Source organism: Rhodococcus sp. PvR044 (genome assembly GCF_040548995.1).
Classification (GTDB): Bacteria; Actinomycetota; Actinomycetes; order Mycobacteriales; family Mycobacteriaceae; genus Rhodococcus_G; species Rhodococcus_G oryzae.
The window spans coordinates 115750-141310 of sequence record NZ_JBEPSX010000005.1 but is presented as its reverse complement, the minus strand read 5'-3'; the positions used below and the strand labels follow the sequence as shown (position 1 = coordinate 141310).

Sequence of the window (25561 nt, the reverse complement as noted above, 5' to 3'; positions counted from 1 at the left end):
TTTGTTGCCGATCGGAGAATGACCGGACCTTGGCACCGCCTCGAACCGGGAGGCGAGGCTGCCTGGTTGGGTATCGACCAGGTGGTGGGTGACGTTACGTGCCTCAGGCCCGTAGAGGGGCTATTGGGTGAATTGTCTAAAGCTCAGCGCGGGGCCAGGTTTCGTAGGGCGAGGGCGAGAACGCGGTGCATGTCCTCGGTTTGATAGCCCGTCCCGGGCTCGCACGTGTGGTCGGCGACGAGGTGGTTGGACATGGCCAGTCCGTGCAGCAGGACCCAGAGCAGGGGGCCGACCTCCCGGACGTCGCCGGCGATGAGGGTGTTGCTCTGCTGAGCCTCGACCACGAGTTCGTTGAAGTAGTCGGTGAAGTCCTGGGCGGCGTCTACCAGCGCCCGGCTCGGATTGATCGCGTAGTCGCCTCCGAACTCGAGTCGGTAGTGGTTCGGGTATTCCCAGGCGACTTGGACGTAGGCGAGGCAGGCGCGAAACAGCGGGGTGGAGTCCGTCGCGGTGTCCGCGACTGCGCGCTGCATCTCTGCCTTCAGGGCGGTCAGGTTCTCGGCGGCCACAGTGCTGAGCAGGTCGTCCTTGTCCTGGAAGTGACGGTACGGCGCCGTCCGCGACACGTCGGCCGCCGCGCCGACTGCCCGCAGCGTGACGTGAGCCGGTCCGCCCCGCGCCAAGAGGTCGCTGGCCGCGGCGATCAGGGTGCGGCGCGTGTCCCGGGTTCTGTCCTGCATCTCCTGAGGGTAGAAGCTTGTTGACGCCGTCAACAAACCGCTGTTAGGTTGACGCCGTCAACCTGGTTCGTCCTAGATGGGGGCTCAATGACATCGACATCGCAGGCGAATCCGCTCGAATTACTCTGTTCGGATGTTGCTGCCTGGAATTCCCAACGGGCGGTTTGTGACTCGGGGAGCATCAGCCTCGTCGACGCCGATCTGGCGGGTGCGAATCTCGCCGGTGCAAACCTGGCCGCCGCCGACCTCACCGGCGCCGACCTGTCGGGAGCCGACCTCACCGATGCCAGTCTCGCAGGTGCGAATCTGACCTCCGCCGAGTTCGTCGGGGCCGTCCTGACGAGGGCCGATCTCGCCGGTGCAGTCGCCCATGACGCGAACTTCACCGGCGCCTTTCTCACGCGGGCCGACCTGCGGGAGGTCGACCTGACGATGGCCTTTCTGACGTCAACCTTCCTCGGGCACGCGGATCTGACCGGAGCGGATCTCTCCGGCGCGTACATGACCAGCGCATTCCTCGGTGACGTCAACCTGACCGGCGCCACCCTGATCGGTACCTATCTGGGCAAGGCCAACCTGACGGGCGCGAACCTCGCCGGTGCCGTCCTGGACGGCGCCGATCTCACCGGCGTCACCATGCCGGACGGCACGGAGGCCGGCTGACCGATGCATCCGACGGTGAAGACCGCATTGGCGTTCGTCAACAGAGTGACCGCCGCCCTGTACCGGAGATCGGACGGTCGTCTCGGTGGGAAGTCGGTAGGACTGCCCGTTCTCCTCTTGACGGTGCCCGGTCGCAAGACCGGAATTCCGCGAACCGCCCCGGTCATCTACCTCGAGCACGGCGATTCGTACGTTGTGGTGGGTTCCGCATTTGGATCGAAAACCGACCCTGATTGGATGAGGAACCTAGCGGCGGCCGACTCCGTTCGGATTCGGATCGCCGATCAGGAGTGGGATGTATCGGCACGCATCGCCACGGGTGACGAGCGAGACAGCCTCTGGCGAAACGTGATTGCGCCCGACCTGCCCTCGCTCGCGAAACATGAGGCGCGTTCCGGGCGTACGTTCCCGGTGGGCGTCCTGGCGCGACCATGAATCAGCTTGCAGGACTGCCGATGCCAACGGAACCCTCCCCGCCGGGCTGACCGGGCTCCGCGCCGCCTGCGGGCTCGCGCACGTAGGCGTACATCTGCGACGGGGCGGTCGAGGTGCCGCCGAAGTAGAAGCCGGCGTACCACTTCCCGGTGCTGGTGGGGTTGGAAGGGCAGGACCGGGGGAGCGTGGCCGTCTCGTGGATGTCCCGGCCGAGGATGGTGCCATCGACGGCGAAACGGTATACCGGCCCGTCGATCTGGATCGAATACCTCAGGGGCACAGTGGCAGCGAGATCGTCGTGGGAGAGGGTGACGAGCGCGCTTTCCGGGTATTGATGCACTCCATTCGCATTGGCGTACGGCACGAGTTCGAGTACGCGCGGCGATGTGTCGGTACGCCACCGCCAGCCGAACATGGCGCCGTTACGAGCAAGGTCGAAGTCGCCGCAGTCAGAGAAGCCGGGCAGCTTGTTCCAGTCGAACTGGTCCTCTGGCTGGGTGGGAGAGGTGAGAACGTACTCGGCGGTCGGGGTCAGCACGAAGTCGTAGGTGCGCGACGCCCCACCGGGGCTGACCCAGCCCTCCAACGGGCCGGTTGCGCCGGTCGGGCGACCCACCGACGCACTGTGCGCGCCCTGCTCGATGGTGTAGCTCGACCATCCGGGGGGCGTGCCAGGGGCCAGGCAGCCGCTCAGCACGGTGGCCGCCGTCAACGCTGTGGCGGCGATGCCGGCCTTTCGGGTGATCCTGCGGCTCACGGTTCTCCCTCCGGTTTCGACCCGCACACCCTCCCACACGCTTCGTTCGCCCGCCCCGTTTTCGAAGCGGCCGATTGTCGGTGACCACGGATTCCTCGGCATGCGCCCGCGGTCAGGCAGGAGAGTTTCGACCGCCGTTCATCACGGTCTGCCACCAGTCGTTGAGGGGGCTTGGTTCCGGCCAGTGGATCTGCTCCTCGGCGGGCGGAACGTGGGGGTCGCGGCGGCTCGTATTCGACTCGCCGACCCGGGTCTGCGGGTGATCGTCCTCGCGCGGCACAGCGCTGCACCTCCCTGGCACCGGTGCGCCCGCCGAGCGCGAGCGCGGCCATTGTGCACTACGAAGTTAGCACCGAATGTGATCGACAGGTGGGACCTGGTTCCGGTTCTACGCCTGCACTATTCGATGATGACTTGAAGTGAATGGCGTGTACGTCCTGAGCTCAGCGCGGGGCGAGTGCGCGGTCCGCGAGTGCGGTGACGACCGGCGTGAGCGCCAGTGCATGCTCGAGCGTCAGGTGGTTGTCGTCGCGGAACACCAGATCCTTGCCGACGATGACGGGGCAGCGGTCCGCGGTGCAGAACAACTCCGTGAGGTCGGCGTACTGTCCGCCGCCTGCCGCGGTCGCCGCGGCCTCCGCCGCGACTCCCGCGGCATTCACCGCGACCGGGCGGAGCGGCGAGCAGGCGGTCACGTCGTCGAGGTGGGCGGACAAGCACGTCGGCACGGTCGAATGCGGATCGGGGACCGGACCGAGGACGAGGACGGCCGCTCCTGTGGCCCGTAGCTGCGCCACCATGTGGGTCAGGCTGTCGAGCCAGGCGGGGCCGTAGACGTCGAACCCGAAGTCGCCGCCGTAGCGCCGGGACATGCTCAGCACGATCAACCGTGGCCGCTCGGCCAGTAGCCGCGCGACGACCTCGCCTCGCCACTGCTCACACTCGCTGTACTCCCGACCGAGGTAGGGGCTGGTGATCGGCAGGTCGAGCAGCGGGCAGGTGACCTTGCCCAGGGTTTTGAGCCGCCAATGTCGTTGCTCGGCAGCCGATTCGAATGCGGGATCCCACATTGCGGCGTGCGAGTCGCCGACCAGCGCCACCGTCGTCGTCGAGGTCGGATCGCCCGCGGCACAGTCGATCGCACCGACCTCGAGCCAGGACCGCACGCAGCCGTTGACGAATACCTCCGGCTTGTCGGCCGGTGCGTCGGCCAGCGTCGGGGACAGATTCGACGGCACGGCGAGCGTTGCGGCCGACTCCGTGACCGCGGCGTGCACCTGCGCGGTCAGCTGCTGCACCGCGGCCTCGTGCGGGTCGACGGACGGGGCCGCCGCCGCGGGCGCGGGCGCGGTGGTGACCGTCAGATCCGCAGCGGCCGCGCCGTGGCCGACCGGGACGGGGCGTGCGACGAGGAGCAGCAGCCCCGCGCACACGGCGACGGCCGTGATGGCGCCACCGAGGGCGAGACTGCGCGATGCCGAATCCCGTAGCGGTGCTGCGAACCGGACCGGATTCTCGACGAGGTACAGGGTCAGCATGGCCAATCCGGCGGACAACGCGACCGCACCGAGCCGCCCGAGCAGGCCGAGGGGATGACCGAGGAGGGCAGGCATCAGCAGGAGTGCCGGCCAATGCCAGAGATACCAGGAGTACGACACCCGGCCGACGGCCCGGATCGGCGCAAGTGAGAGTCCGCGACCGACCCCCAGTCGCGGTGCGGCGCAGCCGGCGCCGATCACCAGGACGGTGCCCAGCACCGGAAGCAGCGCGGCGGTGCCGGGATACGGAGTCGTCTCGTCAAGTCGTGTGCACGCGAGGACGAGCAGGACCAGGCCCGCCCATCCGGCGACGGTGGCCGCGGTCGCGGGCAGCCGACTCCACCCGCGGAGCGAGAGCGCCACCAGTCCGCCCGCTGCCAGTTCCCAGGCCCTCGACGGCAGCGAGAAGAATGCCCACGACGGCAGCGTGTCGGTCCAGGCCGACGAGACCGCGAACGATGCCGCCGCAACCAGCGTGAGTACGAGCAGGTACGGCGTCGGCGATGTCGGGGCATCCGCGCCGCCGCGACGCGAGACGCGCCGAACCAGCCAGGCGGCCCCGATGATGAGGGCGGGCCACAGCAGGTAGAACTGCTCCTCCACACCGAGCGACCAGAAATGCTGGAACGGCGACGGCGGCGCGTCGGCGGCCAGGTAGTCGGTGCCGTGCAGGGCGAACCGATAGTTGCCGACGTAGAGCGCGCTCGCCATCTCGTCGCCGAGGACGTCCCGCGCCTGCAGCGGAGGCAGCAGCACCGCCGAGCAGATCGCGGTGACGACCAGCACCAGGCCACCGACAGGCAGCAGCCGTCGAGCCCGCGCGCCGTAGAACCGGGCGAGGCCGACCGTGCCGGTGGTCGACACATCGCGCCACAGCAGCCCCGTGATCAGGAAGCCGGAAACGACGAAGAAGATGTCGACGCCGACGAACCCGCCGGCCACGCCGGGAGCGCCTGCGTGGAAGAGGACGACCATGACCACGGCGACCGCCCGCAGACCCTCGATGTCCGGGCGGAAATCCCTGGATCGTGTTGCAGCGGGATCGGTGAGGCGGTCACCGTCGGATCGGCGTTCTCGCTCTGCAGTGACAACGGTGTTCACCCCGACCAGCCGTCCTCCCCCGAAGATCCAGCCACCCCGTGTATCCGGGCAGACGCACCGCAGCGGAGTCCCGTGCAGCGGTCGGCCGCAGCGTAGGCGAAATCATCCCACTGAGATCCCCGCACGGTGCCGAGCCACGCCGGGACAACTTTCCGGTCTGTCGGGCTTCGCTCAGCGCTCCCGCGGCTTCGTGAGGAGGTTGTCCGTGGGGGTCGGACGACGAAAGAAAGGCAAGGAGTTTGCCCACTCCCTGCCACTCTCAACATATAGCGCGATGGGGGTCTTGCGGCAAGACCCCCATCGTGTTGCAGAATCTCCAAGCCGGAGGCCAGGACCTGCGGAAATCAGGGATTCGCGAAGCACGCGGGTTCTTGTCGAACGGGGGTTTTCGAATGATCGACGTGATCGTTGCCGGTGGCGGACCGACCGGACTGATGCTGGCCGCCGAGTTGCGGCTGCACGGCGTGCAGCCGCTCGTCCTGGAGAAGCTGACCGAGCCGACCAGGCATGTCCGGTCGCTCGGCCTGCACGTGCGCAGCGTCGAGGTGATGGACCAGCGCGGTCTGCTGGAGCGGTTCCTCGCGCTGGGCAAGAAGTACCCGGTCGGCGGCTTCTTTGCTGGCATCGCCAAGCCGCGGCCCGACCGGCTGGACACCGCGCATCCGTACATCCTCGGCATCCCGCAGCCCGTCACCGAGCGACTGCTTAGCGAGCACGCCGCCGAACTCGGCGCCCCGATCCGGCGCGGCCGCGAACTGGTCGGCCTGAGCCAGGACGACGACGGGGTGACCGCCCAGCTGGACGACGGCACGCAGCTGCGCTCGCGCTACCTCGTCGGCTGCGACGGCGGCCGCAGCACGGTGCGCAAGCTGCTGGGTGTCGGCTTCCCCGGCGAACCCACCCGGGTCGAGTCGCTGCTGGGGGAGATGGAGGTGGCCGCGCCGCCGGAGATCCTGGACGCCGTGGTGTCCGAGGTCCGCAAGACCCACAAGGGATTCGGCGCCGGACCCTCCGGGGACGGGGTGTACCGCATCGTCGTGCCCGCCGCGGGGGTGGCCGAGGACCGGTCGGTCCCGCCGACCCTCGAGGAGTTCAAGCAACAGCTGCGAGTGTTCGCCGGCACCGACTTCGGCGTGCACTCACCGCGTTGGCTGTCCCGCTTCGGCGACGCCACCCGGCTGGCCGAGCGCTACCGGGTCGGCCGGGTGCTGCTGGCAGGCGACGCTGCGCACGTCCACCCGCCGCTGGGCGGGCAGGGCCTCAACCTGGGCGTCCAGGACGCGTTCAATCTGGGCTGGAAGCTGGCCGCCGAGGTGGGCGGCTGGGCGCCGGAGGGGCTGCTGGACAGTTACCACACCGAACGGCACCCGGTGGCCGCCGACGTGCTGAACAACACCCGCGTGCAGTCCGAGCTGCTGTCCACCGAGCCGGGTCCCCGGTCCGTGCGCCTGCTGCTGTCGGAACTGATGGACTTCGAGGAGGTGAATCGGTTCCTGACCGAGAAGGTCACCGCGATCGGGGTCCGGTACGACTTCGGCGAGGGGCACGAACTGCTCGGCAGGCGGCTGCGGGACGTGGCGCTGCAGAATCGAGGCCGCCTCTACGGGCTGATGCACGCCGGCCGCGGGCTGCTGCTCGACCAGACCGGTCGGCTGTCGGTGGCGGGCTGGGCGGACCGCGTCGATCACGTCGTCGACGTCAGCGACGAACTCGACATGCCCGCCGTATTGCTGCGGCCGGACGGCCACGTGTCCTGGGTCGGTGAGGATCAACAGGATCTGATCGGCCGGCTGCCCACGTGGTTCGGCGCTGCGGCCGGATGAGCGCGCGTGACCCGGGTATCCGCGTGCGGATCACACCATCGGACCGCGCCAGAGGCGTACCACTCCTGACGGCCAGTCACAGCTCGCGCACAGTCCGTTGGCACCGCCGACAAGTGTGGCATCCGGACCGAGGCCTGCCGGGTGATCGAGCCGGGTCCAGGAATCGAGATCCGCTGCACCGGAGGCGAATACCTGGTGATCGTCGTCGCCGACGCACACAACGAATCGATCCTCGGCGCCAACTGCCCAGTGGAAGGGGATGCCCTCCTCGATGCCGGAATCGATGTCTTCGGAACGTATCGACATGAATGAATCCGAGTCCACGGCAGGGCGCACCCGCATGATGTCCGACTCGTGCGTCAGCGTCACCACCGAATCGACTCGGCCGACATCGAGGACGACCTCTTCGTCGTACACGAGCGGGTCGAGACGATCGCCGAGCCGAATCGGATCGATCCAATAGACCGCACAGCCATCCTGCCCTGCACCGATCGAAAGCCCGAGATGCCCGCTGCGGGTGCGGGAAACGTGTGATCCTCCCGCCGTCAGGTCGGTGAGTTCGACGGACGCGACCATCTTCCCGTCGCGGACAAGGCACCAACGATCACTGTGGTCACCAGGCTCGGTGAACGCGAATGTCTCGCTGGCCGAATCCCAGTACGCGGAACCGGTTCCCCACTCCGGCCAACCGTCGTGGACGTGCTCCCAGACGACCGATCCGTCCGGCCTGTGCAGCTGCGCTCGGTCTCGAAGACTGACCGCCGCGTAGTCGAGCGCGTCGGACACCGTCGAAGCACCGCATCCTTCGAATTCGGCTGCGAACAGCGACCGGTCGAATGTCGCGTCGAATACCTCCAGCCGTTCGGGCGACGATACGAGCCAGCCGGCCGGATGCGAGGTGACCGTGCTGCGCTCCGGCATCGTCAACTCGGCGCCCACCGGTGCCAGGAATGTGTTCGACATGGCGCCGAGCCTACAAACGATGGCGGCGACCACCGTGCGCGCTCGGTCCTCCCATGCTCGGCCTTCGATGCCCGCGTGCGCCGAGGTGCACTGCCACAACAATTCGGTGCTAACTCGGTGTGGCGACGACCTCGTCGACCTCGAGGGTGTGCGCACTGCACCGGGTGACCGTGTCGTATGACGACGGTTCAGGAAGGTCAGTTCCCATCCCGCGCATCAGCGCCCGCATCAGCGAACCGACCGAACGAGCCTGGATCACGAGCGCGGCGTCCAGAGCCGCCAGTGCGAGCAGGGCAGGGCCGCCGATCCACAGCGGAATCCTCATCGCTCCTCCTCTGGCCTCGTTGCCCGCCAGCGCCGGCGAGATGCATCGCCTCGTAGGCACCGACATAGCTGGAAGATTACTGAGCCGTGGTCCGTGCCGGGCGATTTGCCGAGGTCTGCCGATCGGGTGGTCGGCCCCGCTGGGTGGATCGGGGGTTCTACCCAGCGGGACCGGCGACGTTTCGGTCGGGGGACGAAAACGGCGCGAATGAAGTCTAGCGATGCGAACAATTGCTGGCAAGCTTCCAGCTAACTTATTGGGACTCGGCTCAGCTGGTTGCCCATCGCATCCGGTTCCGCGAACGCAGACTCAGATGACGTTGTGCTGCGGGGTTTCCCGGGCGTACCACTGCTCCGCGGTTTCCTGCGCCTTCGCCGACGCGATGCTGTCGGCGATGCCGGCTATGCCGACGGCAAACCCGATCGCGGCGACCGCTGCCACCACCGCGGCGATGAGACGCCTCTGTCGGCGGGCTTGGCTGTTGGCGGCCTCGCGGCGCTGTCGGGCTACCTCGAGGCATGTGAACTTGTCGTGCGCGATCCTTTGGGCCTGCGCCGGATGGCCGGCGGCGGCCATCGCGACTTGGTTGGAATGCAGTGCGGCGATAGCCCCCGACAGTTCCTCGTCGGTCATGTCGTTCACCGCCTCCATCAGAGGTGTACTGACGGGGGCGACGGATCTCCGCGGGGCGACGGACCTCCGGGCCGAGTGGCCTGCCTGCATGCAGAGAAGTCCGACGGCGATGAGGGCCGCGGACGCTCCTGCTGTCAGGAGTATCAGCGCTTCGGACTCGGTGAAGTGCGCCGCGAGGGCCAGTCCGCAGGTGAGGCCAATGCCTGCGGCGAGTTCGGCAACTCGATTCTTGAACGCCATCGGTTGGCCTTCGTCACGCTGGTCTCGACCATTTGCTGCGGTCATACTGCCCTCTTCGTTTTCATGCGCAGATGGACCGGCCTGTTCGGCTACTGATCGAAGCTGGAGGCATCCGGCTAATCCGCAGCACTTGGCCGTCAGGATGTTGCTAGAAGATAGCAGTTCTAGGCTTGGTCAAGGCCGAGGGCGGTGAGCCGGCTCGGATGCCTAGTCGATTGTGGTGGTTGACTCTAATTGCACGGCACCTGCCGACTTCGCGGCCGAGGAAGCGATGCGAGGCTGTAGATTTGCTGGCGCTGCTTTCGGCGTTGTGGGGGGCGCTGTCGGAGCCGGGCTCGAATCGGCGTTCGGTCGGGGTGTCACGTGGATGTCTGTGGGCAACAGGCCGGGTGTGGTCGGTTCGGCGCCGCGAAGTGGCCGCTATTGCGGGTGAGTGAAGGTTTCACGGGCATCGGTGCCCTGCCTTGCAGTCTGGCATTTGCCAGATTTCAGCAAACAGCTAGCATACCCGTGGTGGCCTGCCGACCCAGCCGATCGCTCAGTGGTTGCCCACTCACGAATCGTTGCAGGTGCGTCGCTGGATGGGGATTTGTCCGACGGCCTTCATGGGTATCGGAGTTGCTTGATCGGCGAGCGGCGGACTTGGAGACGCAATGGTGAGGATGCCGGCCGAGAGTGGTGTGCCGGCGATCGGTGGACGTGATGCAGGTGGACGCTCGTTAAAGCGCCTTCGCCGCGGCCACCGGGCGCTGGCGGTACTCCGCTGGTGCGGTGCCGGTGCAATCCTTGCCGGGATCGGCCTGGGTGGCGCCGCGACGGCGGTCGCCGACCCGATTCAGGGCTGCGCCCAGTCACACTCGCATCGACCCTGCAATCCGAACCATCCCCAGTGTCCTCATGGAGTCCCTGCGTCCGGGCCTCCGTGCGGAACCCGCCCAACGGCTCCGCAGACGGCCCCGCCGCTGGTGACGCCAGTGGTGCCCGAGCCGACCACCACGGCGCCAACGACCCCGTCCACCACGGCGCCAACGACCCCGTCCACCACGGCGCTAACGACCCCGTCCACCACGGCGCTAACGACCCCGTCCACCACGGCGCTAACGACCCCGTCCACCACGGCGCCAACGACCCCGTCCACCACGGCCGGGGGTGGACTCGTCCCGGTCCCGGTCCCGGTCCCGGTCCCGGTCCCGGTCCCGGTCCCGATTCCGGTCCCCCCTCTCCAGGGCGGTGGTCCCACGCTGTCCGGCAACAATCTGGTGATACCGCCTCCCATCTCCGTACCTCCGGGCGAGTTGGTCCCGGCGCACGTCCCGGCACCTCCGGGCGAGGTGGTCCCGGCGCCCGTCCCGGTGACTCCAGGTGAGTCGGTCCCGGCACCCGTCCCGGCGCCTCCGGGTGAGACGGCGATCCCTGCGCCCGTCCCGGATTCTGCCGCCGACGCCATCGCGCCTGGTTCGACCGATGTTCGTCCCGATGTCTCACCGCTCGACGAAACTCGGTCGCCGCAACCGGGCTACGAGGCCACCTCGGCCCAGTCTGGGTTGGGCGAGTGGGGGAGCGCGCTGGTGAGCCTCGGCGGGCTCTCGACCGTCGCGGCGGTGTCTGCGGTGTTCTCGGCCCGGGGCGCGCGTGCGCAGCGCGCGAGGGCGAACGCGACATACGCAGAGTTCTTCGGACCGACCGCGCGTCGCGGCCTGTGATGGGGGACGAATGACCAAGGCGATCAGGTCTCATCGCCGTGTGTCGGCGGCCGTCGATGCGGTGTGTGCGGTCGCGGCGTCGGCCGAGGCGTCAAGCCTCGCGTCGGTGGTCGTGCGGGTCGCTGCGGAGCGAGGTCGCGAGATCACCGTCCGCACGCAGCCGCTGCCCATCGGTGTCTATGGACAACACCTCAGCTTTGTCGATCATGACGAGATCATCATCGCCGATGGTTTGCCGAACCCGGACCGGACGCTCGCGCACGAGCTGGGGCACGTCGTCTTCGGTCATGCCGGTGCGGCGATCGAGGAGGAGACGCTGGCCGCCGACGATGACCTCATCGCATACATGCTCAGCCAGCGCTCGCGCGGCGTGGACCCGCCGTCCGTCGAGCACGAGATCCAGGAGTGGGAGGCCGAGACCTTCGCCGGCCTGCTTCTGCACCGGCTGGCCATTCTGTCCAGACACGGCAATCCCGTGTCGGTGCTGCGATACGACGAGGCGCTCGGGTGAGTTACTGGATAGTTGCGCTGCTCGCCTGGATCGCGGCGGGAGCACGGGTGGGGCGCGCGATAGTCCGCGCCCCCACGATGGTCAGATTCGCCATCGTGGCAGCGGTGGCGTCGCTCGCGGTCGGGGCATTCGTCGCGACCCCGGAACTCCGCGTTCTGCTGGGACGTCACGTCGACGTCGATCTGCTCTCGGTCGGACTGTGGATGGTCAGCGCGGCCTCGAGTTTCGTGATCGCCGCTGCCGTGTGGCCGCTCGATTCCCGGCGCGCCGTCGGCCGGTTCGCCGGGGTGGTGTACGCCCTGGCGGCGGTCGCGGTCGGCGCCGCCTGGGTTCTTGATGCGCCGTGGATTGCCTGCGCGGTCGTGGTTGCGATGTTCGGGGTCGTGTCCGTCACCGGTGTCCGCCACCTCGCGCCGACCCCGCTCGGTCGCGGGATCGCGCTGTTCACTGCGGGCAGCGCGGTGATCGTGGTGGCCGGGGTCGCCGCGATCGTCCGCAACGGATCGACCTTTTTCGATCCCGGCTGGCCGTGGGCGCTTGGCACCGCGTTGATGGCCTCGGGTGCGCTGTGGTTCATGGTGGAGGCGTGGGTGCGGGCGCGGATCGTGCTTGCCCGGCTGCGGAAGGTTCATCGCCTGGTCACCGAGCGCTTTCCCGAGGTGGTCGATGGCGACCTCGCGCACTCCAGCAGCGTGCTGCGGGCCTCGGATCAGGTGTCACAGATTCTCGACGCGCTCTACCTTCAGATCGGTCTCGGAATGGGTGGACTGGACGATTCGCCGGTCCCGTCGAGTGCGGCCGAACGCGCTCGGGTTGTCGCGCAATGGGTGGACCACTCGCCCGAGGTCCCGTTCGACCCGGAGTGGATCAGCACCCCAGATGGCGTCTCGGACCGCAGATGGGTTCTGGAGATCGCCCGCGCGCATTCCCGGCTCGCCCGGCGCTGATCGCGCCCGCGGCGCGGACTATTCGGTCGAGTCCGGGGGAACCGCGGGCAGGCCCTCGCTCGCGCGGAGCTTCTCGGCCATCGCGGTCAGGAGAGTCTGCGACTCCTCTGACAGGTCGAACGCGCGGCTCGAGAGCCGGCGCAGCCCGTACCCCTGCAGCTGCGAGAGGAGTTTCAGGTCGTGATCGATCTTCGCTGCGTAGATGTCGTTGAAGAAGTAGTCCGGCTTGACCTTGAAGAACTTGGCCAATGCGGCCACCGTCTCGTTCGAAGGATTCGTCCGCTGTCCCGAGCGCAACTGTGACAGGTACGGCTTCGAGATGTGGTGCCCGGCCTCGATCAGTGCATCCGCCACTTCCGCGTTGGTGTGCGGCTTTCGCCCGGGAGGGTGCACGGTCTCGAACAGCTTGTTCAAGCGCGAAGCGAAATCGGAGTCCATCTTCGGGGACTGGGTCCTTCCAGCGGGTTTACCGCGTCAGAGGGCTGAGATAGCTAGATGATAACTCACGTCACCACTCGTGTTCGGAATACTAGCCGCTGATTCGGACTCGGCCGGCTCGGGTGGGTGTGGGTCGCCGAAATCGCCGCTATTGGGGTGGCCGGTCGCACTCCCCACTCGTCGGCGGACCCTACGTATTCCGGCCTTGAAGAATGGGCACTGCTCGGAACCTTCGGTCGCCGGCCGACTTTCGGAATCGACCGCCGTTGATTAGCCTGATGTTAGCTGGCTGTCTGACGGGTCCCGCACGTTCGCTGGGGCCGAGGGCGCCGGCACGGGAGGGGAATTTCATGAATATCGTCAAGACCACCACTGCGGTCGCGGGGCTCGTTGTCGGGGCGGCGGGGGCATTGCTGCTCGGCGCCGGTACCGCGTCGGCGCTGACGCCGGTGGTGAACCCCGAACTCCAATATGTCGGTGCGGTTCTCGATCCCAGCGAAACCCGGGTCGCCGCGGACATCCAAGCAGGCAATGTGATCAATGCGGTCTTCGGGGACCGTTGGACCGTCGGTCTCGACCCGAAGTCGGTGTGGAACACCGGGGGGTGGACGCCGGTGACGGGCGATCAGTTCATCGACGAAGCCGCCTCCCATGGGGGTCGGGTCGCGGTGTACCTGCAAACCCCCGACCTCCACGGGAATGTGTTCACCGCCTACTCGCGATGGTGAGACCCGAGCCACGTCAGGTCTGTCCGCATCCGTATCTGTTTGCGGAAGTGTCACATTCGGGCAATTCCGGCCGCCGAAGTTCCACTGCCGGCGAGGTCGCTCTTGGCTAGCTCCGGGGGACCCGGAGGCGGTTCTGCCGCGCAATCAGTTCGGCAACACTGATCGTCGGTGCGTCGTCCGAACGCCGATTTCGGGTGGCCCCAAAAGCGGGCGAGACGGACGGACATGACTCGCCGGCAACGGACTTCAGCGAGGGCGCGGTTTCCGGGGCGGCTTCCTGTGCGGGCATCGGGCCATACGATGCGGCGAGATCCGGGATGTCGGATGGCATCCGCTCGTCCGCGAGGATCGGCTCGCCCATGCCCAGCTTCTCCTGAATACGCTTCATCCAGGCGGGCGCCCACCAACAATCCTCGCCGAGCAGCTTCATCGTCGCCGGCACCAGGAACATCCGGATCAGGGTGGCGTCGATGATCAGCGCGGCGATCATGCCGTAGGCGATGTACTTCATCATCACCAGCTCGGAGAACGCGAACACTCCGGTGACGACGATGAGGATCAGTGCCGCCGCGGTGATGATGCGGCCGGTGTGCGCGGTGCCGATCCGAACCGACTCGGTGGTGCTTGCACCCTGTGCCCGCGCCTCCACCATCCGGGACAGCAGGAACACCTCGTAGTCGGTGGACAGGCCGTAGACGATCGCCATGATCAGCACCAGGACCGGCGACATGATCGGGCCGGGGGAGAAGTTCATGAAACCGGCACCGCTGCCGTCGATGAAGATCCACGTCAGGATGCCGAGGGTCGCGCCGAGGCCCAGCGCGGTCATCAGCACCGCCTTGATCGGCAGCACCAGCGATCCGAACGCCAGGAACATCAGCAACGTGGTCAGCAGTACCACCGTGGCGATCATCACCGGCAGGTTGTCCAGCAGCGCGGCGATCGAGTCCTGCTCGATCGCGGGTGTCCCGCCGACCAGCATCGTGACCCCGTCGGGCACGTCCATGGCCCGGAGGTAGTCGATCGTCGCCTCGGAGTCGTTGCGGTCGGTCAGGCCGGCCTTGAAGACCGTCACCCCATCCTTGGTCGCGTTGTTCACCGAGAACGTCTCGACCAGACCGGGCGCACCGTTGGCCTCCTTGACGATCTGGGTGATCTCCGCGCCCTGGGCGCCCTCGAACACCAACTTGATCGGCTCAGTGCGATAGCTGGGGAACAACTCGTCGAACTGTTCCTGCGCGAGGCGGGTCGGGTTGTCCGGGGGAAGGTAGGTCTCGTTGATCCCGCCCAGCTTGATCCCCGAAATCGGGATGGTGAGTAGTAGCAGTCCGATCACGATGGGGATCGCGACCTTCAGTGGGCGCTTCATCACCCACTGGGTCAGCCGGCCCCAGACGCCGTTCTCGATCTCCTCGGTGGTCTTGGTCTTGCGAATCGACCTGAGTCCGAGCGCATCGACACGAGGGCCCAGGGTCCCCAGGATTGCCGGCAGCAGCGTGATCGAGATCAGTGCGGCCAGGATGACCGCCGCGATGGCGCCGTATGCCATGGATTTGAGGAAGCCCTGCGGGAAGATCAGCAGGCCGCCGAGGCTGGCGACGATCATCGTTGCGGAGAAGACGATGGTCCGGCCGGCGGTCATCACGGTGCGTCGCACGGCGTCGCCGGTGTCGTAGCCCTCGGCGATCTCCTCTCGGAAGCGGCTGACCATGAACAGGCCGTAGTCGATCGCCAGGCCGAGGCCGATCAGCGAGACCACCGACAGGACGAACCCGTTGACCTCGGTGAGCTGAGCCAGTGCCTTGACGACACCGTTGGCGGCGATGATGGTCAGGCCGCCGACGATCAGCGGCAGGGCCGCGGCGATGATGCCGCCGAAGATGAAGAAGAGCAGGACGCCGACCGCCGGGATGGCCAGGATCTCCATCCGGTGCAGGTCGTCGGCCATGGTGTCGCTGATCGTGCCGGTGACCGGCTGCAGTCCGGTGAGCTGGACGTCGACCCCGTCGATGTAGAACTCGTCGCGGACCTTCTTGAAATTCGCGGCGACCTCGGTGTCGTTGTCGCCCTTGATCGCAACGCTGGCGATGGCGTGTTCCTTGGCTGGATCGGCCATCATGGCAGCAGCTATCTTGGTCTGCCAGTAGCTGGCGTTGATCTTGAGGATCTCGTCCGGGTTGTTCGCCGCCAGGTCGTCGAGGCTCTTGGTGATCCTGGCGCCGAATGCTGGGTCGTCGACGGTCTTGCCCTCGGGCGCGGTGTAGAGGAGCACCACATCTGCGCGGGTATCGCGGCCGAAGGTGCCGTCGGCCAACTCTGCGGCGGCCACGGACTCAGATCCCGGGTCGACCAAGCCGCTCTGGCTCAACTGCTTCTCGACCCCCAGGCCATATGCCCCGAGCGCGAGCATCAACCCGACCATCAATCCGATCACAGTGAACCGCAGGCGATAGGCGATCCGTCCCCACGTAGCGAACACCTGCTGCGCTCCCCCCCTGGTGGTGCACGTACCGGGCTAACCGAACGCCGAGCCCGGTATGCCCGAGCATGTCGAGGCAACATCCCCACCGGTCCTCGACATGCTCGGCACTGCGAGGCTCACGGTACGCAAGGTCTCCGGTTCTGGAGGGCAGACAACTGCGGACCCGGCGGCGTCAGCCGACCGAACCACCGGTGGAAGGTGCACGGCGAAGGGTGAATTCCCTGGTGGTCAGGTGTCCAAGAGCGATCCCCGGTGGTCCTCTAAGAAGGTTCTGAGAATCCCACCAACCGCCGCGTCTCTTCGTCCGAGGAGCCTGACGTGCAGGCTGTCGGTGGTCGATCGTAGGGTCGGCGCGACGGGCCGAGCGGCCCGCGGATCAGGAGGAGCGAGGCATGGGGACGTGGGGTTCGGGACCGTTCGAGAACGACGGAGCGGGCGACCTGCTGGCGGCGCTGCGGGCAGGTGACTTCGAGATCGAAGACTTCAGCGGGCATGTCGACGAGGGGTACCTCGAGGCGGACGACGCACAGGCGGCCATCGCGCTTGCGGAGGTCGTCGCGGTGGCCCACGGACTTTTGCCGGAGCCCCCGCAGCTCGAGGGCATCGATGCCGCCGCGTACACCGGGTCCCTGACCCAGGAGCAGCGCGGATGGATTCTCGCCACGCTCGAACGGACGATCGCCGACAGCGACACCTCGGAGCTGCACGAGTTGTGGGCTGAGAACGGTCCGGAGGATCTCGAGGCGTGGCGGGCGCCGATCCTGAGCAGGCTGGAGAGCCTCAGAGCGCTGAGCTGAGTCGATCAGCCCGCTGCCGTGCCACGGGGTCCGGAAAGGGACCCCGTGACACGCTGCGGCTGCGTGGGTCTGCATCCGATCAAGCGGCGTCGAGGGCGCCTGTGATCTTTCGGGCCATCTCGGTCATCGTGGGGCTGGGCTCGCCCTGATGGATCTGGGCGGCTTCGATGGTGACGTTGATGGTGCTGCGGAAGTTCTCTGCCTCTGCCGGAGCCTGCTTCTCGAGCAGGCTCATGGCCGCCGTCAGTGCCGGGAGCACGTGGTCGGCGAGTTCGGCCACGGACTTGCCGTTCAGGTCCTTGATCGAGGACTTCTCTGCGAGTACGCGCCCGACGAGGCCGGTCGCGGAGGAAAGGGCGATGGTGCCGTTGGTGGCGATCTTGTGGGGCGAGCGGCCGGCGGCGGCCAGCAGCGACACGGCGCCGTAGGCGGCGGTCCGCAGGGTGATCTTGTCCTGGTCGGTGAGGGTGATGGACATGGTTGTGTTCTCCTTCGAATCTGTTGTGGTGAAACTGAATTGAATAGACAATGGTGAAAAGTGTTGAGCCCGTCTGCGGTCGGACCGATCAACCCGCCTAGTCCGCTGCCGTCTCACGTACTGCCTCCGCGACGGCCCGGAAGTCCTTACGGAGAATGTGGGAGTGGTTGCTCGCGACCTTCGCGCTGACCTGGATGTTCGGCTTCCGGGCGAGCACCGGATCGAGTGAGGCCCGCACCGCTTCCATCTCCTCCTCGCCTCCGCCGAGGTTGGCACCGGTGGCCAGCACGTAGCGCATCGGGCAGGTCACGCGGTCGAGGACCGGACCGAGGGCGGCGTGGAGCTCGTTGGCCTCGATGTTGACCTCGGCATGCTGGTCGGCGGTCATCCGTGCGGCCATACCGAGCGGGCGCGCCACCGGCATCAGAAACCGCATCCGGCGGAACAGCTTCCGGATCCGCTCACGAGCCTCCTTGCCGGTGATGCCGTAGGGCATGGCGCCGTCCACCGACACCACCCCGGCGACGCGGTCCGGGTTCCGTTCGGCCCAGTGCGCCGCGAGCAGCGCACCATAGGACCAGCCCACGAGGATCGGCCGCTCCACCCCGCGCGCCGCGAGGATCGCGTCGACATCCCGCAGGCACGCCTCGAAGGAGTAGTCCGCCGACCGCTTCGATTTGCCGCGGGCCCGCTCGTCGAAGGTGATGTGCCGGTAGTCGGGGCCGAGTGCGGCGATCAACGGCCGCCAGGGCTTCTGATCGGCGTAGGAGCCGTTCAGATAGACGATGGGACAGCCGGGCCCACCGGTGTCGGTCACGGCCAGCTCCGTGTCGTCGACGGGAACCATGCCGGTCCAGCTCGAAGTGGTCGAGTTCGAAACAGTCATTCTTCTCATCTCCTTGCGGCGCCACCGGCACCCCGTCGATGTTCGGTAACTTCTGAACGATTGAGACAGTACGTTGCGTTTATTAATCCGTCAACACGCAACTTTGGTCTATTTATCCAGTTCAAACGGAGATGATTGGCTTGTTTTGCAATGAATATGACGGTGAACGCAATGGGTGGTTCGGTTTGAGCTTTGCAATGGGGTGGGGCTGAATGCATACTGGGGCGGGTGCGGGCGCCGCGCTCAGCGCATGTCGATACGGAGGGGACCGGCACCGATGCCCGGAGGCAGACTCACCAATGAGGACCGTCAGCACATCGCGGCGGGGCTGGCTAAGGGGCTCGGATACGCAGAAATCGGCCGCCGTCTGGAGCGGCCCGCCTCGACCATCATGCGGGAGGTCACCCGCAACGGCGGACCCGACGACTACCGCGCGGACCGGGCGCAGAAGGCCACACGCCAGCGCGCGCGCCGGCAGAAGCAGGCTCAGCCTCCGGCGCCGCCGATCCCCGACGGCGGCCATGGGCGTGACCCCCAAGCGGTCCAGGAAGTCGCCGAATCCTTCACCGAACTCCTGATTCAGCAGGGGCTGCCCCGGATGGAGGCCAGGGTGCTGGCATGCCTGCAGATCACCGACTCCGGCGCTCTCACCGCCGCCGACCTGGTCGAGCGGCTTCGGGTCAGCCCCGCATCCATCTCACACGCAGTCGCATTCCTCGAACAGCAGGGAATGCTCCGGCGGGAACTGGTTCCCGGTGGGCGTCGCGAACGTTACGTCATCGACGATGAGATCGGGCTCCGGAACCTTCTCACCGCTGTGCAGATGAGCGTCGCCCTTGCGGCCGCATCGCAGCGCGCAGCCGAGATCCTCGGGCCCACCACCCCGGCGGGCGCCCGCTTCGAATCCTCCGCCGAACTGACTCTCCTTGTGAGCGAAGCCCTCCGGCAGGCCATGGAGCAGTGGCGGCAGCGCCTGGCCGCTCGCAGCGCCGGGTGATAACTGCGATCCTTCGCTGGTGGTGAGGCGCGGACGCCCCTACTCAAGCGAAAGCGGAACACCCGGGCATCGTTGGGTTCGATGCCCGGGTGTGCCCGCTCAGGCGAGCAACAGGTCGGCCAACGCGATCCACTGGTCTGGATGGACGAACGCCACCACCGTGTCGTGGGAGATCCCCGCCCGGGCGAAGGCATCGTCCACCCCGCGGTACCGCGGGGACAACGACGCGTGCAAGGAACCGCCGATGCCCGAGAACCCCAGCTCCATCATGTCCCGGTAGGCGGGTCCCTCTGGCACCAGCGGCTCCGGCCGTCGCTCGATCCGGAGGATCGCCGAGTCGACCGAGGGCACCGGCCTGAAGCTCTCCCTACCGATCCGTTCGAGCAGCTCCCAGGTGAACCACGGCCAGCTCTGCACCGTGACCCGGCTCCAGCGGCCGTAGTCCCCGGACCGCTTGCGCGCGTACTCCAATTGCGTGACCAGTGTCGCCGAGGTCAGCGACGGGGCCCGCAGGCACCAGTCGACGATCTTCGACGTGATCGAGAACGGGATGTTGCCGACCACCGCGAACGGCTCGCGCGGCGGCCGGGCGGCGGTGAAGTCGCCCGTGACCACCTTGAGTCCGGTCCTGGCCTTGAGCGTGACGGCCAGCAGCGGGTCGATCTCGTAGCCGACGACATCGGCTCCGGAGCCGGCGAGGGCGACGGTCAGCGCGCCCTTGCCGGATCCGGGTTCCAGGACCAGTCCGGCAGGTCTGGCCGCCTTGACCACCAGGTCGACGGCGTGCCGGTCGGTCAGGAAGTTCTGCGAGAGCTCCCGCCTGGCTCGGTCCCTTGGCGTGCGACCGCCCTTGGCCCGTACCTTTTTCTGCGTGTGTGAGTAGTTTCCGTGTGCGAATGACTGTGACGCCACAGCTGCTGCCCTTCCGGGTCCTCGAGTGAATGAAGGTCTCGAAGGGCCCTGGGCGCGCCAGCGCGACCGGGAGTCCGCTAGCGGGCCAGAGCCCGGCTGTGGCGGATGCGGATGAAGTGGAGGCAATGCATGCGACAGAACCTAATGAGTTGTCTCTCCCGCGGCAACGCAATTAACCTAGCGGCCGTGGGACGCAGATCGGATGAGCTCCAGGTCGTTCTCGCGCCGCGCAGGGAGCGGTAGCCACACCGGCTCCGCCGGGATCCGTTCCAGCACACCGTCCGCGAAGACGTCGTACAGCGGAAGCTGTTCGGCATGAACGTAGCCGATGTGGCAGTCGCACACGTCGAGCGGGCAGGGCCGCGGCCGCAATGCGTCCCGGAAGGACCCGTCGTACAGGTTGCCCAGCACCTCGGGGACGAAATGGCAGCGCCGGACGGTGCCGGCACCGTCGACGGACACCACCGAGTCCCCGGTACGACAGGCGCGACCCCGCGTGCGATGCGGACTCCGGCTGAACTCGAAGAGCGGGTCGATCCCGATCCAGCCGGCCGCGTCGGCGTCGGTGTACTCGTGGCCCTCGGCGGCGTTGACCCACAGGTACACAGAATCGGGCAGTTCGGCGCGCAGCAGACGGGCCGCCTCCAGGTGCTCCGGCAGTCCGACGACGCCCACGCTGAAGCGCACACCGAGCGCCGTCAGCTCGGTGGTCTTGGTCAGGAACCGATCGTGAGGCGTCTGGCCGGGGTGGTACGTGCACCACAGCGCGACCGCGTCGCGATCGGCGTCGCCGAGCCAGCCGGTGCGGCAGCTGAGGTTGGTCTGGATCGCCACCCTGCGAACCTGCGGGAGCCGAGACAGCGTCACCAGGGCCCGTCGGTACCAGGACCGAACCAGGCCCTCGCCCCACGGCGTGAACAGGATCGACAGCTCCTGATCCTGACCCGCCACCCACCCGCAGAAGCGTTCCAGCGCGGCCCGGTCGGTGCGCAGCTGCTCGGGGGTGTCCCGGCGTTTGGCGAACGGGCAGTACGGGCAGTCGTAGTCGCATGACGCCAGGGGGCCTCGGTACAGGATGGTCAGCACCGTCAGTGGCCCTCGTACTCGGCCATCGCGGCCCGCACCTCCGGTGAGAACAGCTCCGGTCCGAGGGCGTCGGAGTACGCCAGGCCCAGCGCGGTCAGCCGCAGTCGGTCACCATCGGAGAGCAGCCATCCGCGCTCGGTCCACCGGTCCAGCTCGGCGCCGAAGTGCTCGTGCGGGTCGGCACCGAACTGGGAACGATAGTCCGCCAACAGCATTCCCGTTGCCTGCAGCACGGACTGCAGCAGGTGCCGGCGTCGGGCCTCGTCCCCGGTCATCGCGTGGCCCACCACGGCGCGACGGAAGTCCGCGGTGGTGCCCGCGACGTAGTCGTCGATGATGGCCCGCACCTCGTGTGCGTCGACCGCGTAGTCGAATGAGTAGTGCAGTCCTCGGGTGTACGACCTCGCGCCACAGCCGAGTCCGATCATGCCGTCGGTCTGACAGGCGTAGTCGTTCGGACCGAGATCGGGCGCGTCGGCGCGGCGGAACATGCGCATCGACTCCTGGATGTAGCCCGACGCGGTCAGATGATCGCGGCCGCGCCGGTAGAGGTCCAGTCGGCGGGCGTCCCATTCCGGATCGGGCCCGCCGCCGCGGCGGGCCAGACCCGTCAGCGGTCGCACGTACAGCGGGTACAGGTACAACTCCTCCGGGCGCCAGGCCAACGCGGCGTCGAGGGAGGCGATCCAGGATTCCGGTGTCTGGCCGTCGATCCCGTAGATCAGATCGATGTTCAGGACGTCGATGGCCGCGTCCCGGATCCGCTGCAGTGCGGCCTCCACGTCCGCGCGTCGTTGTGGTCGGACCGCCGCCCTGGCATCGGTCTCGTCGAAGCTCTGGACCCCGAGGCTGAGCCGGGTGACGCCACGCCCTGCCAGCACCGCGAGCCGGTCGGCGGTGGCCGTCGACGGGGACGCCTCCACCGACAGGGGGATCGCCCGCAGGTCCGCCCCCATGCCTTCGGCGATGTCGCACAGCCGGTCCAGTTCCGCCGCGGTCAGGTAGGTGGGGGTGCCGCCGCCGAACGCCGCGGTCGCGAACCGGGCGGACGGCGCCAGGGCCTCGCGCACCGCCTCGGCCTGCCGCTCCAGGGCGTCCAGGTATCGGGTGGTCAGCTCGCCCGGCGCGCCGACGCGGGTGAAGAGGTTGCAGAATCCGCAGCGCACCTCGCAGAACGGCACATGCAGATACAGCGACAGCGCGTCCTGCGGCTCGTCCGCCCACAGGTCGGTCAGGGCCGGGCGCGGGTGCAGCGGCCGGTATGCGGTCTTGTGTGGGTACGCGTACACGTAGTTCTGGTATGGCGGAACGTATCCCGCCGGAGCCATGCCGGTCGGCAGGGGCAGGTCGACGGTGGTCATCGTGGTCCCTCGAGGAAGAAGTGGGCGTAGGGCACCGTCCACACCGAGGGATGGCCCAGTCGGTGCCCGGTGTACCCGCCCTCGCCGTAGGTGGTTCCGTGGTCGGAGCACACGATCGCGAAACACCGGCGCCTGCCGGACATGGCGGCGAACAGCCGCCCGATGTGCCGGTCCACGTACTCCAGGGCTGCCGCGTGCGTTTCCCGCGTGTCCCCGTGATCCGCGGTCGCGCCCTCGGCATGGAACCAGTTCGGTTGATGCAGCGCAGAGACATTGACGAACAGGAACAGGCGACGCTTCGTGGGAAGTTCGGCCACCACACGTTCCGCCAGACTCACCTGCGCCTCGAATGAGGTCGGCGAGGTCACGCCGAGCTCGGGCGACCAGTGCGCCTCCTGGAACAGGTCGGGCAGCACCGAGCCCAGCGCACCCCGGCGGTTGAAGAAGCCGACACCACCGATGCACACCGTGCGGTAGCCGGCGGCGGCGAGGCCGGCGGGCAGGTTCGACTCCGCGAACACGAAAGTCCCGTTGGCAGTCGATTCGCTCCCGCCGAACTCGGCCGCGAACAGCCGCGGGTGTGGCCCCTGTCCGACCGGGGTGGGGAGGAATCCGGCGAACATCGCCTGATGCGAGGCATAGGTGAAACTTCCGGGGGCGTGGCGTTCCTCCCACCGGCCGTCTGGCAGGTGCCGCACCAGGTTCGGGATCCGTCCGGCGGCCGCGAGCTCGCACGCCACGTCGTAGCGCAGGGTGTCGAGCGTGATCATCAGGATGTCGTCGGATCCCACGACGGAGTTCATGTCCGGCCGTGCCGCAGTCGATTCCGACTGTGCGGCGGCCGTCGCGTCAGGCCGCGGCATGATCGGTCCACCCCGCGATCGCGGCCAGTTGCGCCGAATAGGTGTCGAGACCGTCGGCGCGGCCCGGGAGACCGCTCAGGCCAGGGAGTAGGTCGCCGAAGGCGTTCACCTCACCGACCGCAGCGCCGCGCCAGTTTGCGGCGGGCAGCAGGTCCACCCCGACGCACAGGGTGCGCGGGAACCGGGCGGCGGCCCGTTCCGCAACGGCGAGCGCGTTGTCCCAGCCATATCCCGCGGAGTCGAAACCCGCTCGCGCAGTGTCCAGGTCGCCGCGCTGCCCGCCCAGGTGCAGGTTGGTCATGGGGTGGGCGCTGGTGCGGAGCACCGCGTGGGTCGCCCGCCCGGCGACCACCACGATCCGAAGGTCGGCGGCGCGGCCCCGCAATGACGGCTTCGGCAACCACGCCTCGATGTGCAGGAGTTCGCCCGCCAGAGCGTCGACCAGGGCGCCGACCTCGGCTTCTCCGGTGAGCCGGCGGACGCGCAGTGAGTTGTAGACACCGTCCGGCGCGATCTCCACGCTGCTGCGGGCCTGCACCCGGCCACCGGGCGCGGTCTCCACCGCGACCACCCCGGCCGCGGACGAGCCGTGCGTCGGCTTGACGAAGAACCGCCGCAACCCTGCCGCTGCGGCCAACTCGCGCACCGCCGGCCAATCCCGCGGCACCGGTGCGTCGCCGCCCGAGGTGGGGGAGGTCGGCACCGGGACGCCCCCGGCCGCGAGGACCGCGTGGCACCGTCGCTTGTCGAACAGCACGGCCAGATCGTCCGGATCGGTCAGTCGTCGCCCGCCGCGAAGCGTTCCCACCGCGGCGATCAGCGATGCGTACCAGCGTGGGCCACCGGCGATGCGGGTCGGGTCTCCTGGCCCGCGGAGAAGTGCGTCCACCTCGGGGTCTTCACCGGGCGAGTCGAGCCGCACCAACTCGTCGGGGTCGAACCGCGCCCCGCGCTCGGCGAGCACCTGGCGCCAGGACACCACCCGCGGGGCGGGAATGCCGTTGCGGGCCGCGGCATCCTGCAGCAGCGTGACGCGTCGGTTCTCCGGATTTCCCACGACCGCCAGGCGGGGACGGGTCATTCGCCGACCGCGACCGATCGGTAGATCGTTCCGTCGTACTCGTCCTCGTCGGCGTCCCCGGCGTCGAGGTTCAGGTCAACACCGGACGGCTCGAGTGCCGCCCGAAAACGTTCCCGCATACCGTCGCTGAGGTAGTTGTGGTGCAGGTCGAGCGATTCGAGGTGGGTGAGCGACTGTCCGGCGAGCAGCGCCTCGGCGCCCGCGTCCAGCAGCACACCCTTGGACAGATCCAGGGCACGCAGCTGCGGGAGGATCGGTGCTGCCGCGACGGCGGCCGCGATCGCGTCCTGTTGGTCACTGTTGGAGAGTGCGAGGCGGGTCAACCGTGGGAACTTCTCGCCGGCAAGGATTGGGGCGAGGTCGTCGACGGTCGAATCCGCACCGTATTCCTCTGTGCCCAACCACAATTCCAGGTCAGTCAGGGCCGGCAGATCCGAAGCGGCGACGGCCCTGACCACGTCGGCGGGCAGGCCGCCAGTCTCGATCACCAGGCTGCGCAGGTATTCGTGCCGGACCGGGTTCAGCGCCAGTTGGTTGCCGCCGCGCACCCCCAGGTGCTCCAGCCGAGGAAAGGCCGTCAGCAGGGCGGTCACGTCCGACTGCACGATCCACGAGATCTCGCAGTCCTCGGAGGTCATGTCCCCGATGAACAGCGACCGCAACGCGGGAAGTTCGCCGGCTGCCGCGGTGAGAGCCTCCACTACATGAGCTGAACTGTGGTCGTCTTCGTACGGATCGGACCAGCCGCCGACGACGATCGCCTGCACGGTCGACGGATCGACCGCGGCACGGAACTTCGCGAACGCCTCCGGCCACTCGAAGGGCGGTTCGTATGTGGGGACGGAGATTCGCCAGGCGACCGGGCCCTGCGCGGGCACGGTGGGGGCGGTGTCGATGGGGAACTCCACGACGGGAAGGCCGTGGACCTTGTTCTGCAGCTCGCTGATCACCGGGGGCGCTCCTGGTCTCGGGTGGGTTCGACGGGGATTATGCCCGACTTGCGAAGGTCGAGATGAACCAGCCGGGCCAAAGCGGGGTGGCTATCACCACCCCTCGGGGCACTATTCGCATGC

24 protein-coding genes are annotated in these 25561 nt (G+C 67.9%); 8 read left to right on the top strand and 16 right to left on the bottom strand.

Annotated features, from left to right (window positions below; all coding sequences use genetic code 11):
* Nucleotides 1-143: 143 nt before the first annotated feature.
* Nucleotides 144-740 (bottom strand): TetR/AcrR family transcriptional regulator, encoded by a 597-nt coding sequence (locus ABIC28_RS13815; protein WP_209928284.1) that lies wholly within the window; start codon nt 738-740, stop codon nt 144-146.
* An 87-nt stretch (nt 741-827) separates the two neighbouring features.
* Here ABIC28_RS13815 and ABIC28_RS13810 point away from each other — a divergent pair, with 87 nt between their 5' ends.
* Both ABIC28_RS13810 and ABIC28_RS13805 read left to right on the top strand, forming a co-directional pair.
* Nucleotides 828-1403: a pentapeptide repeat-containing protein gene (locus ABIC28_RS13810; protein WP_097211701.1), complete on the top strand. Its 576-nt coding sequence runs from the start codon at nt 828-830 to the stop codon at nt 1401-1403.
* A 3-nt stretch (nt 1404-1406) separates the two neighbouring features.
* Nucleotides 1407-1838, top strand: coding sequence for a nitroreductase/quinone reductase family protein (locus tag ABIC28_RS13805; RefSeq protein WP_097211700.1), 432 nt, complete (start codon nt 1407-1409; stop codon nt 1836-1838).
* A gap of 1 nt (nt 1839) precedes the next feature.
* Here ABIC28_RS13805 and ABIC28_RS13800 read toward each other — a convergent pair whose 3' ends face one another.
* Both ABIC28_RS13800 and ABIC28_RS13795 read right to left on the bottom strand, forming a co-directional pair.
* Nucleotides 1840-2595, bottom strand: coding sequence for a hypothetical protein (locus ABIC28_RS13800; protein ID WP_209928286.1), 756 nt, complete (start codon nt 2593-2595; stop codon nt 1840-1842).
* A 443-nt stretch (nt 2596-3038) separates the two neighbouring features.
* Entirely contained in the window at nt 3039-5234 is a 2196-nt protein-coding gene (locus ABIC28_RS13795) for an acyltransferase family protein (RefSeq protein WP_354579349.1), read from the bottom strand.
* A gap of 392 nt (nt 5235-5626) precedes the next feature.
* On the opposite strand from ABIC28_RS13795, the gene rox reads away from it, so the two are divergent.
* The gene (gene rox / locus ABIC28_RS13790) at nt 5627-7057 is read left to right on the top strand and encodes a rifampin monooxygenase (RefSeq protein WP_354579347.1); all 1431 of its coding nucleotides are present in this window, start codon (nt 5627-5629) and stop codon (nt 7055-7057) included.
* Nucleotides 7058-7087: 30 nt separating this feature from the next.
* Here the strand turns inward: rox and ABIC28_RS13785 are convergent, their stop codons facing one another.
* From ABIC28_RS13785 to ABIC28_RS13775, 3 genes are all read right to left on the bottom strand, one after another.
* Complete coding sequence (locus ABIC28_RS13785) at nt 7088-8020, bottom strand: hypothetical protein (protein WP_097211697.1); 933 nt, start codon at nt 8018-8020, stop codon at nt 7088-7090.
* Nucleotides 8021-8129: 109 nt separating this feature from the next.
* Nucleotides 8130-8345: a hypothetical protein gene (locus ABIC28_RS13780; RefSeq protein WP_097211696.1), complete on the bottom strand. Its 216-nt coding sequence runs from the start codon at nt 8343-8345 to the stop codon at nt 8130-8132.
* A 309-nt stretch (nt 8346-8654) separates the two neighbouring features.
* A complete protein-coding gene (locus ABIC28_RS13775) occupies nt 8655-9263 on the bottom strand; it encodes a hypothetical protein (RefSeq protein WP_143548450.1) in 609 nt (202 codons plus the stop codon).
* A 1668-nt stretch (nt 9264-10931) separates the two neighbouring features.
* On the opposite strand from ABIC28_RS13775, the gene ABIC28_RS13770 reads away from it, so the two are divergent.
* The gene (locus ABIC28_RS13770; RefSeq protein ID WP_097211693.1) at nt 10932-11432 is read left to right on the top strand and encodes an ImmA/IrrE family metallo-endopeptidase; all 501 of its coding nucleotides are present in this window, start codon (nt 10932-10934) and stop codon (nt 11430-11432) included.
* Complete coding sequence (locus ABIC28_RS13765; protein ID WP_143548448.1) at nt 11429-12379, top strand: hypothetical protein; 951 nt, start codon at nt 11429-11431, stop codon at nt 12377-12379. Before ABIC28_RS13770 ends, ABIC28_RS13765 begins: the two co-directional genes overlap by 4 nt.
* 18 nt (nt 12380-12397) lie before the next feature.
* Here the strand turns inward: ABIC28_RS13765 and ABIC28_RS13760 are convergent, their stop codons facing one another.
* Nucleotides 12398-12817: a helix-turn-helix domain-containing protein gene (locus ABIC28_RS13760; RefSeq protein WP_097211691.1), complete on the bottom strand. Its 420-nt coding sequence runs from the start codon at nt 12815-12817 to the stop codon at nt 12398-12400.
* 350 nt (nt 12818-13167) lie between these two features.
* Here ABIC28_RS13760 and ABIC28_RS13755 point away from each other — a divergent pair, with 350 nt between their 5' ends.
* Entirely contained in the window at nt 13168-13545 is a 378-nt protein-coding gene (locus ABIC28_RS13755) for a hypothetical protein (protein ID WP_097211690.1), read from the top strand.
* A gap of 106 nt (nt 13546-13651) precedes the next feature.
* Here the strand turns inward: ABIC28_RS13755 and ABIC28_RS13750 are convergent, their stop codons facing one another.
* Nucleotides 13652-16024 carry an MMPL family transporter gene (locus ABIC28_RS13750; protein WP_354579342.1) on the bottom strand — a complete coding sequence of 791 codons (2373 nt, stop codon included), beginning with the start codon at nt 16022-16024 and terminating at the stop codon, nt 13652-13654.
* A gap of 395 nt (nt 16025-16419) precedes the next feature.
* Between ABIC28_RS13750 and ABIC28_RS13745 the strand changes: the two genes are divergently transcribed.
* Complete coding sequence (locus ABIC28_RS13745; RefSeq protein WP_354579340.1) at nt 16420-16824, top strand: DUF4259 domain-containing protein; 405 nt, start codon at nt 16420-16422, stop codon at nt 16822-16824.
* Between the two features lie 79 nt (nt 16825-16903).
* Here the strand turns inward: ABIC28_RS13745 and ABIC28_RS13740 are convergent, their stop codons facing one another.
* Together ABIC28_RS13740 and ABIC28_RS13735 are read right to left on the bottom strand one after the other, a co-directional pair.
* Nucleotides 16904-17302 (bottom strand): hypothetical protein, encoded by a 399-nt coding sequence (locus ABIC28_RS13740; RefSeq protein WP_209928302.1) that lies wholly within the window; start codon nt 17300-17302, stop codon nt 16904-16906.
* Between the two features lie 97 nt (nt 17303-17399).
* Nucleotides 17400-18188, bottom strand: a complete 789-nt coding sequence (locus ABIC28_RS13735; RefSeq protein ID WP_354579338.1) for an alpha/beta fold hydrolase — start codon at nt 18186-18188, stop codon at nt 17400-17402.
* A gap of 277 nt (nt 18189-18465) precedes the next feature.
* Between ABIC28_RS13735 and ABIC28_RS13730 the strand changes: the two genes are divergently transcribed.
* Complete coding sequence (locus tag ABIC28_RS13730; RefSeq protein ID WP_097211686.1) at nt 18466-19185, top strand: GbsR/MarR family transcriptional regulator; 720 nt, start codon at nt 18466-18468, stop codon at nt 19183-19185.
* Between the two features lie 99 nt (nt 19186-19284).
* On the opposite strand, the gene erm is transcribed toward ABIC28_RS13730, so the two are convergent.
* The 6 genes from erm to ABIC28_RS13700 form a co-directional block, all read right to left on the bottom strand.
* A complete protein-coding gene (erm, locus tag ABIC28_RS13725) occupies nt 19285-20097 on the bottom strand; it encodes an ErmE/ErmH/ErmO/ErmR family 23S rRNA (adenine(2058)-N(6))-methyltransferase (protein ID WP_354579336.1) in 813 nt (270 codons plus the stop codon).
* A gap of 177 nt (nt 20098-20274) precedes the next feature.
* Nucleotides 20275-21183, bottom strand: coding sequence for an STM4011 family radical SAM protein (locus ABIC28_RS13720; protein WP_354579334.1), 909 nt, complete (start codon nt 21181-21183; stop codon nt 20275-20277).
* A gap of 2 nt (nt 21184-21185) precedes the next feature.
* The gene (locus ABIC28_RS13715; RefSeq protein WP_354579332.1) at nt 21186-22544 is read right to left on the bottom strand and encodes an STM4012 family radical SAM protein; all 1359 of its coding nucleotides are present in this window, start codon (nt 22542-22544) and stop codon (nt 21186-21188) included.
* Nucleotides 22541-23407: an STM4013/SEN3800 family hydrolase gene (locus ABIC28_RS13710; RefSeq protein WP_097211683.1), complete on the bottom strand. Its 867-nt coding sequence runs from the start codon at nt 23405-23407 to the stop codon at nt 22541-22543. Before ABIC28_RS13710 ends, ABIC28_RS13715 begins: the two co-directional genes overlap by 4 nt.
* A complete protein-coding gene (locus ABIC28_RS13705; protein ID WP_269589668.1) occupies nt 23394-24488 on the bottom strand; it encodes an STM4014 family protein in 1095 nt (364 codons plus the stop codon). Before ABIC28_RS13705 ends, ABIC28_RS13710 begins: the two co-directional genes overlap by 14 nt.
* Nucleotides 24485-25438, bottom strand: a complete 954-nt coding sequence (locus tag ABIC28_RS13700) for an STM4015 family protein (RefSeq protein WP_269589669.1) — start codon at nt 25436-25438, stop codon at nt 24485-24487. Before ABIC28_RS13700 ends, ABIC28_RS13705 begins: the two co-directional genes overlap by 4 nt.
* Nucleotides 25439-25561 lie beyond the last annotated feature (123 nt).

Bases quoted from the DNA above. Each gene is read 5' to 3' on its own strand.
- rox (WP_354579347.1), top strand. From the start codon at position 5,627: ATGATCGACGTGATCGTTGCCGGTGGCGGACCGACCGGACTGATGCTG.
- ABIC28_RS13810 (WP_097211701.1), top strand. From the start codon at position 828: ATGACATCGACATCGCAGGCGAATCCGCTCGAATTACTCTGTTCGGAT.
- ABIC28_RS13730 (WP_097211686.1), top strand. From the start codon at position 18,466: ATGCCCGGAGGCAGACTCACCAATGAGGACCGTCAGCACATCGCGGCG.
- ABIC28_RS13805 (WP_097211700.1), top strand. From the start codon at position 1,407: ATGCATCCGACGGTGAAGACCGCATTGGCGTTCGTCAACAGAGTGACC.
- ABIC28_RS13745 (WP_354579340.1), top strand. From the start codon at position 16,420: ATGGGGACGTGGGGTTCGGGACCGTTCGAGAACGACGGAGCGGGCGAC.
- ABIC28_RS13740 (WP_209928302.1), bottom strand. From the start codon at position 17,302: ATGTCCATCACCCTCACCGACCAGGACAAGATCACCCTGCGGACCGCC.
- ABIC28_RS13755 (WP_097211690.1), top strand. From the start codon at position 13,168: ATGAATATCGTCAAGACCACCACTGCGGTCGCGGGGCTCGTTGTCGGG.
- ABIC28_RS13705 (WP_269589668.1), bottom strand. From the start codon at position 24,488: ATGACCCGTCCCCGCCTGGCGGTCGTGGGAAATCCGGAGAACCGACGC.
- ABIC28_RS13735 (WP_354579338.1), bottom strand. From the start codon at position 18,188: ATGACTGTTTCGAACTCGACCACTTCGAGCTGGACCGGCATGGTTCCC.
- ABIC28_RS13775 (WP_143548450.1), bottom strand. From the start codon at position 9,263: ATGACCGCAGCAAATGGTCGAGACCAGCGTGACGAAGGCCAACCGATG.
- ABIC28_RS13815 (WP_209928284.1), bottom strand. From the start codon at position 740: ATGCAGGACAGAACCCGGGACACGCGCCGCACCCTGATCGCCGCGGCC.
- ABIC28_RS13770 (WP_097211693.1), top strand. From the start codon at position 10,932: ATGACCAAGGCGATCAGGTCTCATCGCCGTGTGTCGGCGGCCGTCGAT.
- ABIC28_RS13785 (WP_097211697.1), bottom strand. From the start codon at position 8,020: ATGTCGAACACATTCCTGGCACCGGTGGGCGCCGAGTTGACGATGCCG.
- ABIC28_RS13780 (WP_097211696.1), bottom strand. From the start codon at position 8,345: ATGAGGATTCCGCTGTGGATCGGCGGCCCTGCCCTGCTCGCACTGGCG.
- ABIC28_RS13710 (WP_097211683.1), bottom strand. From the start codon at position 23,407: ATGCCGCGGCCTGACGCGACGGCCGCCGCACAGTCGGAATCGACTGCG.
- ABIC28_RS13715 (WP_354579332.1), bottom strand. From the start codon at position 22,544: ATGACCACCGTCGACCTGCCCCTGCCGACCGGCATGGCTCCGGCGGGA.
- ABIC28_RS13760 (WP_097211691.1), bottom strand. From the start codon at position 12,817: ATGGACTCCGATTTCGCTTCGCGCTTGAACAAGCTGTTCGAGACCGTG.